This window comes from Pseudomonas sp. RL_105y_Pfl2_101 (assembly GCF_963970585.1).
Lineage (GTDB): Bacteria > Pseudomonadota > Gammaproteobacteria > Pseudomonadales > Pseudomonadaceae > Aquipseudomonas.
Genome location: NZ_CAXAPG010000004.1, coordinates 138896 through 150156, shown reverse-complemented (window position 1 = coordinate 150156; position 11261 = coordinate 138896). Strand labels below are relative to the sequence as shown.

General features: G+C 61.2%; 10 protein-coding genes and 1 pseudogene. 6 read left to right on the top strand and 5 right to left on the bottom strand.

Annotation, left to right across the window (positions count from 1 at the left end; translation table 11 throughout):
- The first annotated feature begins 10 nt into the window (after positions 1-10).
- Together AACY31_RS07030 and AACY31_RS07025 are read left to right on the top strand one after the other, a co-directional pair.
- Entirely contained in the window at positions 11-1270 is a 1260-nt protein-coding gene (locus AACY31_RS07030; protein WP_339479373.1) for a TIGR02270 family protein, read from the top strand.
- Between the two features lie 61 nt (positions 1271-1331).
- Positions 1332-2111: an SDR family NAD(P)-dependent oxidoreductase gene (locus AACY31_RS07025; protein WP_339479372.1), complete on the top strand. Its 780-nt coding sequence runs from the start codon at positions 1332-1334 to the stop codon at positions 2109-2111.
- A gap of 43 nt (positions 2112-2154) precedes the next feature.
- On the opposite strand, the gene AACY31_RS07020 is transcribed toward AACY31_RS07025, so the two are convergent.
- Positions 2155-2352 (bottom strand): LysR substrate-binding domain-containing protein, encoded by a 198-nt coding sequence (locus tag AACY31_RS07020; protein ID WP_339479371.1) that lies wholly within the window; start codon positions 2350-2352, stop codon positions 2155-2157.
- A 20-nt stretch (positions 2353-2372) separates the two neighbouring features.
- Between AACY31_RS07020 and AACY31_RS07015 the strand changes: the two are divergent.
- Positions 2373-2570 (top strand): annotated as a pseudogene (locus tag AACY31_RS07015) (MFS transporter); the annotation flags it as partial.
- A gap of 212 nt (positions 2571-2782) precedes the next feature.
- On the opposite strand, the gene AACY31_RS07010 reads toward AACY31_RS07015, so the two are convergent.
- Positions 2783-3415 (bottom strand): hypothetical protein, encoded by a 633-nt coding sequence (locus AACY31_RS07010; protein WP_339479370.1) that lies wholly within the window; start codon positions 3413-3415, stop codon positions 2783-2785.
- A 188-nt stretch (positions 3416-3603) separates the two neighbouring features.
- Here AACY31_RS07010 and AACY31_RS07005 point away from each other — a divergent pair, with 188 nt between their 5' ends.
- Both AACY31_RS07005 and AACY31_RS07000 read left to right on the top strand, forming a co-directional pair.
- Positions 3604-4077 (top strand): (2Fe-2S)-binding protein, encoded by a 474-nt coding sequence (locus AACY31_RS07005; protein WP_003201837.1) that lies wholly within the window; start codon positions 3604-3606, stop codon positions 4075-4077.
- Positions 4078-4089: 12 nt separating this feature from the next.
- Positions 4090-6330, top strand: coding sequence for a xanthine dehydrogenase family protein molybdopterin-binding subunit (locus tag AACY31_RS07000; RefSeq protein ID WP_339504218.1), 2241 nt, complete (start codon positions 4090-4092; stop codon positions 6328-6330).
- 33 nt (positions 6331-6363) lie between these two features.
- On the opposite strand, the gene AACY31_RS06995 is transcribed toward AACY31_RS07000, so the two are convergent.
- The 3 genes from AACY31_RS06995 to AACY31_RS06985 all read right to left on the bottom strand — a co-directional run bounded on the left by AACY31_RS06995 (position 6364) and on the right by AACY31_RS06985 (position 9560).
- Positions 6364-7272, bottom strand: coding sequence for an AraC family transcriptional regulator (locus AACY31_RS06995; RefSeq protein ID WP_339479368.1), 909 nt, complete (start codon positions 7270-7272; stop codon positions 6364-6366).
- 246 nt (positions 7273-7518) lie between these two features.
- Positions 7519-8265 (bottom strand): YkgJ family cysteine cluster protein, encoded by a 747-nt coding sequence (locus tag AACY31_RS06990; protein WP_339479367.1) that lies wholly within the window; start codon positions 8263-8265, stop codon positions 7519-7521.
- A 227-nt stretch (positions 8266-8492) separates the two neighbouring features.
- Positions 8493-9560 (bottom strand): alpha/beta fold hydrolase, encoded by a 1068-nt coding sequence (locus AACY31_RS06985; RefSeq protein WP_339479365.1) that lies wholly within the window; start codon positions 9558-9560, stop codon positions 8493-8495.
- Between the two features lie 509 nt (positions 9561-10069).
- Between AACY31_RS06985 and AACY31_RS06980 the strand changes: the two genes are divergently transcribed.
- On the top strand, positions 10070-11218 hold the full coding sequence (locus tag AACY31_RS06980) for a MalY/PatB family protein (protein WP_339479363.1): 1149 nt from the start codon (positions 10070-10072) through the stop codon (positions 11216-11218).
- Positions 11219-11261: the final 43 nt, after the last annotated feature.

Here is an 11261-nt window from a genome sequence, read left to right as displayed (position 1 = left end):
CAGAGACGTCATGGTCCCCATCTCATCAATGATCGAGCAACACGCCGAAGAAGCTTGCTTCCTCATCCTCCTGCACGATCACGCCGTGCGCGCGCCCCACTATGACCTTGACGACCTCAGCAAACTGGACGAACGCATCGACGCTCATCTCGATGGTCTGCGCATTGCCGGCTCAACAGGTCTGGAGACTCTGCTGACCCAGCTCGGCCCGCACACCGTCGGCGAGATGTTCGCCAGTGTGCTGCTGGCCTTCGAGGCGGCCAATGCGAAGGGGCTGTCGCTGCTCAGCACTCATTTACGCAGTGCCTTGGAAACGGAGCGTGGGTATCTGATGGCCCTCGGGTGGCTCGACTGGGAGCGGATATCGCCCTGGATCGACCGCATGTTCGCTGCCCCCGAGCCCCTGTTCCGTCGCCTCGGCCTCGCCGCCTGCGGCATGCATCGCCACGATCCAGGCCCCGCCCTGCAAACCGGACTTTCCGATGCCGACCCAAGCGTGCTGGCGCGTGCCGCCCGCACTGCCGGCGAGCTGCGCCGGCGTGACCTGCTGCCGGCGATTCGTGCCCACCGCCAGCATGAAGACTCCGCCACGCGCTTCTGGGCCAATTGGGCTACCACCCAAATGGGAGATCAGCAGGCCTTGGAGCCTCTGCGCTCATTCGCCGAGCAACCGGGCGCGTTCCAGTACCGCGCGCTCTGTATATTGCTGGCCTGGCAGGAACGCGAGCCCAGCATCGCCTGGATACGCCAGTGGGTACAGGATCCCAGGGATCGGCACATCGGCATTCAAGCCCTTGGGCTGCTGGGCGATCCGGTCTGCGTACCGTGGTTGATCGAGCAGATGAGCGACCTGCCCTATGCCCGCGTCGCCGGTGAAGCCTTCAGCCTGATCACCGGCGCCGACCTGGCGCTACTCGACCTGGAACTGCAGGCCTTGCCGGATTTCGATGCTGGCCCGAACGATGACCCTGAAGACCCCAATGTCGCGATGGACCCCGATGAAAACCTGCCCTGGCCCGACCCGCAGGCAATCGAAAGATGGTGGCAAGCCAATAGCGGACACTTCCCGGCAGGTACTCGTTATATGCTGGGATTGGCCCATAGCGAACACAGCTTTCAGCAAGCCCTTATCCACGGCCAGCAACGCCAGCGCATCGCCGCCGCCTGCGGCATCGCCCGCTATCGGCCAAACGAAGTGCTTTTCCCCACGAGCGCACCGGCTTGGCGGCAAAAGCGGTTGTTGGGGATGACGGCGGTATTCGGGCGTTGATCAGGATGTTTATATAGCGCGCCGGCGCCTGGCAATCACTTACCCCCCCTCTGGAGGCACCATGCCAAACGCAGTTGGACAGAACCCCGTGGCACTCATCAGCGGGGTTGGCAGTGAGATCGGTATCGGCATGGCGATCGCGCGCAGGCTGGGTACTGCAGGTGCCAGACTGATCATCAACGCCAGCAGTGCGCGAATCAATGATCGAGTCGCAGAACTGCGCGCCGAAGGGTTCGAAGTCGAAGGCCGGGCCCTCGATCTTACCGATGAAAACCAGGTACGTGAGTTCATGGTGTGGGCAGAGTCCCTCTGGGGGCGGATCGATATTCTGGTCAACAATGCAGGCATGGCGATGCAAGGCAGCCCGGAGTCTTTTTCCGACTTGGCAAGCATGGATCTGCACACCTGGAACCTGACACTGGCGCGAAACCTGACCACGGCTTTTCTGCTTACACGGGCAGTGCTGCCCGGCATGCGGGCACGTCGTTACGGGCGCATCGTCAACATCAGTTCCACTACCGGCACCCGCTGCAGTAATCCCGGTGAAGCGGGTTACAGCGCCGCAAAGGCCGCGATGGTTGGAATGAGCATGAGCCTGGCGCTGGAAGTCGCCCAGCAAGGGATTACGGTGAACAGCGTCGCTCCCGGCTGGATCACCACCGGGTCGACTACCACAGAGGAAGCCAAAGCGGCCGCTTATACGCCGATGGGCCGCGCCGGACGTCCCGAAGAGGTCGCTGCACTGGTGGCTTTCCTTGCGTCTTCAGAGGCGAGCTATCTCACGGGCGAAGTCATTGTGGTGGATGGCGGAAACTGTCTGGTCGAGAACAAGACCCCTTGATCTGAACAGGCTCGCGCAGGGGTTGGAACGTGTCGCCGGTGAGTCACTTGAACCATTCACTGCTCATGAAATCAATGAACACCCGCAGTTTCGGCGCCAGGTGCTTGCTTGAAGGCCAGAGCATGCGGAAGGTGTTCTGATGCCGATTTAAGTCGTCGAGGACGGTGACCAGTTCACCGGCGGCGATGGCATCGCGCACGGTGAAATCCGACACGCAGGCAATCCCCAATGCATCGCGCACGACGTACAGCAACGCCTCGGGTCACGGTCTATGCGATAGGTTCCTTACTGGCGGCTATTCCGTTGACGGCCGCGACCCAAGGCATGCGGCGCCGGTCACTCCTGCTGCTGGCCATTGCCGGTTTTGCCATTGCCAATACGGTCACGACGCTTTCGTCCGATTATGGTTTGACGATCGTTGCCCGCTTGCTGGGTGGCAGGATCGTGGGAGGTCTCCTGCTCGATCACCTGGGTGTCGTTGCGTTTGCGCCTGTGCTGGTCGCTCTCTTGCTGTTGACGTTGGCGGTGGTGTGGTCTGCCAGGTACTGCGGGTTTTCAGGGAAGACTCAATGAGGGTTGCTCGTCGTTCTTAAGACGCGTCCCCCGCCACATCAATTTCGCCGATATGGCTCGCGCCAGGGGCGGTCTGATGGACAAAAATAAAGCCACGCCTACAAACCATACCTCCGGGCCAGGGCCGTAAAGCTGCCGTGGTCATAGGTTTCCGCCTGGTCTTGCCCAGTGATGATCGTGATGGCTGGAACCGCCAGCCCAATGAGCCTCGGTGTAATAATCTGAGCGTATGGTCCAGCCCGTGTGACGGCTAATGGTTTGCCTGGCGCTTGCATCGTGGTTTTGATGTGCGGTGTTGCGTATTTTCCGGAACGTGACACTGCCACTCGCAGTGCAGGATTCTCAGGATCGTCGTTACTTGAGACGGTGTCGGTCTGGACGACGACGCCATTATCCCTGAGATAATTTCTCAGGGTGTCCCGGTGATCGATCAAATGAGTGTGCAGGTTTTTGTGATATAGGATCCCGCCGGATATGACCGACAAGCCGCCCGAATCAGTGCGCATTTTCATCAACACCGCGGCATACGAAGCTTCGAATGAACCCTGTGTGGAGTCATGAAGGTGGCCTAGCACGACCCAATTGTCGTCCCATAACAACACGCCAATGCAGGGATTCAAGCCTTGCGTGAACAATGTTTCCCTACGTTGAATACCTTTACGCCGGGAAACCATGGCAATCTCGTTCTGTCTCACCTCATAAGTACTGCTTGGGAGCATCGTCACGCTCATGACATGTTTCCTGCCTATCGTCCTTGGTGGCTGGGAGTACCGCCCTTTTGCTCTAATAAGACAGCGTAGTTCTGCCTGGGCGCATTGGTTTGCAAGATCAGGCAAGAATCAGCCCGGATCGTGCAACTTGGCCTGATTATTCCTTCCTATAGTTAACCAGAGCCAAACCATCCGGAGCTGGTCCCCCTATGAGCGCCCTGAACATAAACGGCCGTGAATACACGGTCGACGTAGACCCAAGCACCCCGATTCTCTGGACCCTGCGCGACACGCTGGGCATGACCGGCACCAAGTTCGGCTGCGGCGCGGCGTTGTGCGGCGCCTGCACCGTTCACCTGGATGGCCAGGCCATTCGTTCCTGCGTGACGCCCATTGCTGCCGCCGAAGGCAAGAAGATCACCACCATCGAAGCAGCAACCAACGGCAGCGACCCGGTCGGCAGCGCCGTGCACGAAGCATGGGTCAAGCATGACGTGGCGCAATGTGGCTACTGCCAGAGCGGCCAGATCATGAGCGCGACCGCTTTCCTCAAGGCCCAGCCCAAGGGCAAGCAGCCCACGGCCGCCGAGATCGACTCGGCCATGGCCGGCAACATCTGTCGCTGTGGCACCTACGCCCGTATCCGCGCTGCGGTGGCTGATGCCGCCAAAGCCCTTGCCTGATCGGAGCAGACCATGTTGAACGACATTTTTCCGAGCGAGCAGCCTCGCGCCTTGCAACGCCTGCTTGAACGTGACGAGGCTGACGCCCCCGCTGCGCTGCCCCGCCGCAGCTTTCTCAAGATCGTCGGCATCGGCGGGCTGGCCTTGGGGGCGTTTCCACACCTGGCCCTGGCCCAGCAGGCCAATGGTGCCGCCGCAGCGCCACTCAAACCGACCCAGCAACCCTCGGCATTCGTGCAGATCGCGCCCAGCGGCGAAGTCACGGTGACCATCAACCGCCTGGAGTTCGGCCAAGGCGTGCAGACCGGCTTGCCGATGATTCTTGCCGAAGAGCTCGATGCCGACTGGAACCTGATGCGCAGTCGCAACGGCAGCAACGACGCCGCCTACATGGACCCGGCTTTTGGCATCCACCTCACCGGCGGCTCCAACTCGATCAAAAACAGCTATACCCAGTACCGCGAACTCGGCGCCCGTGCCCGCACCATGTTGCTGGGTGCCGCCGCCGCGCGCTGGAACGTGGATGTGGCCAGCCTGAGCACCCACGCCGGCATGGTCCTCGGCCCGGCAGGTCGTAAAGCCAGCTACGGCGAACTGGCCGAAGCCGCGATGGCGATGCCGGTGCCTGAGCAAATCACGCTCAAGGATCCCAAGGATTTCCGCATCATCGGCCAGGCCATCACCCGTATCGATGCCAAGGCCAAGAGCAGCGGCCAGCAGGATTTCGGCATCGACATGCATCTGCCGGGACAGCTCACGGCAGTCGTCGCCCGGCCACCGGTGTTCGGCGCCAAAATCGCCTCCCTGGATGACAGCGCGGCCCGTGCCACGAAAGGTGTAAAAGCCGTGTTACGCGTACCACTGGACGGCGGCGCCGAAGGTGTTGCGGTGGTTGCCGACAGTTACTGGCAGGCAAAGCTGGCACGCGATGCGCTGAAAGTGGAGTGGAATGCCAACGCTGTAGAAAAAGTGGACAGCGAGAAACAATTGGCTCAATACCGGGAACTGGCCAGCCAGCCCGGCCCACTGCACTTTGATGCTGACATGACGCCACTGGCCAGCGCGCCGCATCAACTGGACGCCGAGTTTGTGTTTCCCTACCTCGCCCATGCCCCAATGGAGCCCCTCAATTGCACCGTGCAGCTAGCCGGGGATGGCGCTCAATTGTGGGTCGGTACGCAGTTCCCCGGCGGTGATGGTGCCGCGGCCGCCAAGGTGCTGGACCTCAAGCCAGAGCAGATCCAGGTGAACGTGCAGACCGCCGGCGGTGGTTTTGGCCGACGCGGCGTGCCCACCAACGATTTCGTTGTGCTGGCTTGCGAAGTGGCCAAGGCCGCGCGCACCGCCGGGGTCAACGCCCCTATTCGCACCCTTTGGAGCCGGGAAGACGACATCAAGGGTGGCTACTATCGCCCCATGCACCTGCACCGCGCGCGCATCGGCTTTGATGACAGTGGCAAGGTGCTCGCCTGGGACCACACCCTGGTGGGCCAATCGATCCTCTCCGGCACCGTGTTTGGCGGGCGGGTGAAAAACGGCATCGACCCGACCGCCACGGAAGGCCTGCGCAATCCGTATCCGCTGCCCATGCGGCTGACGGTTCATCACCCCAAGCTCAACGTTCCCGTGCTGTGGTGGCGCAGCGTGGGCTCCACCCATACGGCGTTCGTGATGGAAACGCTGATCGACGAGATCGCCCGCACGACCCAGCAGGATCCAGTGGCCTACCGGATGAGACTGTTTGCTAAGCAGAACCCGCGCCATCGCGAGGCGCTGCAATTGGCCGTGGACAAGAGCGAGTATGGCAAGCGCCAGTTACCGGCGGGCCACGCCTGGGGCGTGGCGGTCCACGAGTCGTTCAGTTCGGTCGTGGCCTACGTCGTCGAAGCCTCGGTGCAGGGCGGCCGTCCGGTGCTGCACAACGTAACCGCTGGTGTGCACTGCAACCTGGCCGTCAACCCACGCAGTGTCGAGGCCCAGGTCCAAGGCGCGGCGCTGATGGGCTTGTCGATGTGCCTGCCAGGTGGCGCGATCACCCTGAAAGATGGCGTGGTGCAGCAGAGCAATTTTGCTGACTTCAGCGTGCCGCGCATCACCGACATGCCGGCGTTTGCCGTCCACATCGTGCCCAGCGCCGAACCTCCTACGGGGATGGGTGAACCCGGCCTGCCGGCACTGGCTCCCGCTTTTGCCAACGCGGTGGCGAGCCTGACGGGAAAACCGTTGCGTGAGTTGCCTTTCAAATTGGCGTGACAGCCGTGTGAGGCTGTCTGGCACGCCTCACGATCACAAGCGAATGCGCTTGATATCCCGCTGCGGTGGTGCACCGAACAGGCGGCTGTATTCACGGCTGAACTGCGACGCGCTTTCATAACCAACCAAGCCCCCTGCACTGCTTGCGTCGACGTTCTGGCTCAACATCAACTGCCGAGCGGCTTGTAGCCGCAGCTGCTTCTGGTATTGCAACGGACTCATTCCGGTCACGGTGCGAAAATGCTGGCGAAACGTGGAAGGACTCATATGGGCTTGTGCCGCCAGATCGTCCATGCGCAACGCCTGGCGAAAATTCAGTTTCAGCCAGGCAACCGTCTTGGCAATGTGCTGGCTGGGTGTCCCGGCGGCGATCACATGCAGCAACTGTGGCGCATGGGCACCGCTCAACAGGCGAGCGATGATCTCTTCCTTGATCAGCGGAGCCACTGCCTCAAGCAGCAACGGTTCCTTGAGCAGGTCTATCAAGCGTCGCAGGGCGTCCAGCAGGCCGACATCCAGCGCTTGTACGGTAATCGGTCGAAACGCGTCGTCCCTCATGCGTTGTGACAACTGCATGCGCTCGGCCACCTGCATTACCATCGTGCTATCGAATCTCAGCATCATGCCCAGGAACGGCTTGGCGACGCTGGCTTGGGAGACATGGGAAATGACCGGCAGATCCACGCAGGTCACCATGGACTGGCCGGGCACGTAGGTCAGTATCTCGTCCCCGAGCATGGCTTGCTTGCGCCCTTGCAAGGGCACACCGATGCCCAGGCCATAGATGCAGTGTGTCGGCGCAGTGATCGCGTTGCGCCGATGCAGGCTCAAGCCGGCAATGGCGGTGATCTGGTCGCCCTCGCTGGGCACAAGCTGGCTGACCGAAGCGGCCAGGCGTCTGATGTCGCTGACGCCCTGGTCGCGTCTAAAGTCGGTGTGCACATCTCACTCCTGAAAACATCGGGCCCACGACCGTTCACAGATGAGAGCGAACAATGTTCGCCCTCACCGCAAGTCGTCGATCAGTATGGACGCGGTATGCTGGGTCGGCGGTTCGCGCCGCTTGCCTGATTGGCGCAATTTCTTGCTCGATTCGACGACCTGGAACGGGCTTCCGTCACGCCGACCTAGAGATGACAAGATGCTTCAGGAGCAGGGAATGCACGAAGTGATGGCTTCGTTGGGCACCTAAAGATTTTGGAAGATATAGCCATTTGACCGTTGATCATCCAACGCGACACCCGCTTGCAGCAGTCGTTGGGCCAAGGCCGGCGTTTCAACCCGCACTTTCCAGTCCCGGCCTGTCGGTGCCGCCGGCGCGCGGTCGTAGCGAATGATCGCTTCGGCCAACTGCGCCCGATCAGGCAAGTACACCGCCAACGCGTTGTCCTTCCAGGCGGCGACGGTCATGCCCATCGCTTCACACAGCGCAATCTTGGCCTGGGCATCGTCCCTGTCCGCCTGGCGGGAACGATCGATCTGATCGGCCAGGATCGGATCGACGACGCGGTCGGTAAACAAGACCTCGCCCGTCTCCCAGACCTCGGGAGGACAGATCTTGTCGGCAGGACGCAAGGCAATGAGCGGATTGATTTCCATCGGGTAGATTCGACAGACCAACGGCCGCTCTTCATAGATGCCGCAACGACCATCGTCGCCGAGATTGCGGCACTGCGTCAGCGCATTGCCAGCCAGTACCGCAACGACTCGAATCTGGGCATCGCCACTGGTGACTTCCACGGCCCGTTGGGCGCTGTGGGCGAATTGTCGAGGCTGCGAAGACCAGGTCGTCTCATCGAATGCCTCCAGCACCACCGCCACCTCATGTCCACGGTGTAGCCACTGCCTTGCCTCATCCAGCGTCAGTGGAATCAGCCGACCCTTGCAGCAAATCCCGCAGCCGTTGCAGGCAAAGCGGATCGCGTTGTTTTCCATATCAAGCACTCGCACACATGTTTTCGATGGCCTACATAAGCCCCTGCCACTCGGATACAGCCGTGGCAGGGCCTCAGGGCCGCGAGAGTATGTGGAGAGAAACGCCAATCCGCTTGCCGGATCCGCCGGCATGTTTGCCTGATCCAAGGTGATTTCAAGTATCAGCCCTTGGGAGAAAAATTCGTTGTTTCAGGCAACCCTTCACTTCAGATGCTGGGAACGCGACATCATTGAAGATGATCGGCGTCGATCACCGCCTGGGCGAACGCCTGCGGTGCCTCTTGCGGCAAGTTGTGGCCGACGCCACCATCGATCAGACGATGTTCGTATTGGCCGGTAAAGCGCTTGGCATAGGCTTCGGCAGGCGGGTGGGGAGCACCATTGGCATCGCCTTCCAGGGTGATGGTCGGCACGCTGATCGACGGGAACATCGCCAGTTTCTTTTCCAGCCCATCGTATTTGGCCTCGCCCTTGACCAGGCCCAGGCGCCAGCGATAGTTGAAAACTGAAACGGCGACATGATCGGGATTTCGCAAGGCAGCGGCGCTTCGCTCATACGTCGCGTCATCGAAGTTCCACTTGGGTGACGCCAGCTTCCAGATCAGCTTGGCGAAGTCGTAGGTGTTTTTCTCATAGCCCAGGCGTCCACGCTCGGTCGCGAAGTAGAACTGATACCACCACTGCAGTTCGGCGGCCGGGGGCAGCGGCGTCTTGCCGGCCTCTTGGCTGCCGATCAGGTAGCCACTCACCGCCACCAGCGCCTTCACCCGCTCCGGCCAAAGGGCCGCGACAATGTCGGCGGTGCGTGCGCCCCAGTCATAACCGCCGAGCACGGCCTGCTTGATCTTCAGTGCGTCCATGAAATCAATCAGATCGCTGGCCAGCGCAGAAGGCTGGCCGTTGCGCAGGGTCTTGGCCGACAGGAAGCGCGTATCGCCATAACCGCGGGCATACGGGATCAGCACGCGATAGCCCTTCTCTGCCAGCGCTGGCGCCACATCGGCGTAACTGTGAATGTCATAGGGCCAACCATGCAGCAGGATGACCACCGGCCCATCGGCGGGACCGACCTCGGCATAGGAGACGTCCAGCAGGCCAGCCTTGAGGTGCTTCAACGGGCCGAACGACGTGTGACTGCCAGGGGTAATCATACCGATGGTGCTCGCGGGCAGATCGGCGGCGCTTGCCCGGGATGAGGTCAATCCCAAGGTGCCCAGTTGCATCATTGCGAACGCCAGAAGGGTTGGCGCGAGCAGACGGCGATGCCGGGGGGCGGATGTCGGGTTTATGTCCATGTGAAGCTCCTTGCGAACGACGTGGGATGAGCTTGTGAGACGGATTGGGCTGTCTCGGTGGGCTCATTTGACGTCAGCCAGGTATCGCGCATGTGTCAGGGACGGCTTTGAATGAAATCGTCCGTATCGACAATGGACTTGGATACACAGGGCTACATTCCCCCGTGCATTACACCGCGATGAATCGGGACATTAGCCCGGGCCATATTGGGTGTCACGGCTAATGGCATTGGTCTGAACGACTTCATGGGGGGCTGTTTTGCAGGAGCAATCCGCCGACGGGCGGGCGATCTTGCGTTGTGGACATCGGGCGCCATCATCAGCTGGTCGTCCTCCTTCCTCCTGGTCGCCACGATCGTAGCGCTCGAATCTTCCGATTACCTTCCGTTGGGCGTATTCACGGCAACGGCCTCGTATTGAGACGACGCCAACTCATATAACCGCATCCATTCTGCGCTGATCTTTGCTTTATGATGGTCGCCATCTCATGACTGACTGATGGAGCCCCCATGACTTTCGATTTCGACACGGTATTGGAGCGCCACGGCACCGGCAGTACCAAATGGAGCCGCTACCCGGCCGATGTGTTGCCGATGTGGGTTGCCGATATGGACTTCCCCGCCCCGCCCGTGATCATCGACGCGCTGCACAAGCGCCTGGAACATCCGATGCTGGGCTACAGCGTGGCCCAGGACAATCTGCGTGCCGCCGTCGTGGCCGATCTGTGGAGCAAGTACGCGTGGCGCGTCGAGCCCCAGCAGATTGTGTTCCTGCCGGGTGTCGAGCCGGGCTTCAACATGGCGCTGCATGCCTTGGTACAACCCCAGCAGAATGTCGTGGTGCAGGTGCCTAACTACCCGCCGCTGCGCAACGCCCCGGGTCACTGGCAGTTGAATAAAGTGGAATTGCCATTCGCCCCGGTCAACGGTGAATTCCACACGCCATTGGCTGCATTGCGCGACGCGTTGCAGGGCGGTGGCGCGCTGTTGCTGAGCAATCCTCACAACCCGTTGGGCAAGGTGTTTGACCGCCAGGAACTCAAGGCCGTGGCAGACATTTGCCTGGAGCAGGACGCCTGGATCATCTCCGACGAAATCCATGCCGAACTGTGCTTCGACGGCCGCGTGCACATTCCAACCGCCTCCCTCAGCCCGGAAATTGCCGAGCGCACCATCACCCTGATGTCCGCCAGCAAGGCCTTCAATATCGCTGGGTTGAAAACCTCGTTCGCCATTATCCAGAACGCCAAGCTGCGCGAACGGGTCAACAGTGCCCGGGCCGGCATGGTCGACAGCGTCAATGCCCTGGGCCTTGAAGCGACCCGAGCGGCCTATAGCGAAGCCGGCCCGTGGCTAGAGGCCTTGAAGGCGTATCTGCAAGCCAACCGCGATTACCTGGTCGAAGCGGTGAACACTCGCCTGCCGGGCATTACCATGACCGTGCCCCAAGGCACTTACCTGGCTTGGCTGGATTGCTCCGCGTTGGGGCTGGATGACCCGCAGGGCTTCTTCCTGAAAGAAGCCAAGGTGGGGCTGAGTGCCGGCCTGGATTTTGGCGACGACGCCGGTCAGTTCGTGCGCCTGAACTTCGGCTGCCCGCGGACGCTGCTGGAGGAAGGGATTGCGCGGATGGAGCGCAGCCTGAAAGCCAGGGGCTGATCCCCCCTGCTCCCGCGGCGCCTGTAGGAGCTGGCGAAGCCTG

Coding starts and splice junctions, on each gene's coding strand:
- AACY31_RS07030 (WP_339479373.1), top strand. CDS start 11: ATGGTCCCCATCTCATCAATGATCGAGCAACACGCCGAAGAAGCTTGC.
- AACY31_RS07025 (WP_339479372.1), top strand. CDS start 1,332: ATGCCAAACGCAGTTGGACAGAACCCCGTGGCACTCATCAGCGGGGTT.
- AACY31_RS07010 (WP_339479370.1), bottom strand. CDS start 3,415: ATGAGCGTGACGATGCTCCCAAGCAGTACTTATGAGGTGAGACAGAAC.
- AACY31_RS07005 (WP_003201837.1), top strand. CDS start 3,604: ATGAGCGCCCTGAACATAAACGGCCGTGAATACACGGTCGACGTAGAC.
- AACY31_RS07000 (WP_339504218.1), top strand. CDS start 4,090: ATGTTGAACGACATTTTTCCGAGCGAGCAGCCTCGCGCCTTGCAACGC.
- AACY31_RS06990 (WP_339479367.1), bottom strand. CDS start 8,265: ATGGAAAACAACGCGATCCGCTTTGCCTGCAACGGCTGCGGGATTTGC.
- AACY31_RS06985 (WP_339479365.1), bottom strand. CDS start 9,560: ATGGACATAAACCCGACATCCGCCCCCCGGCATCGCCGTCTGCTCGCG.
- AACY31_RS06980 (WP_339479363.1), top strand. CDS start 10,070: ATGACTTTCGATTTCGACACGGTATTGGAGCGCCACGGCACCGGCAGT.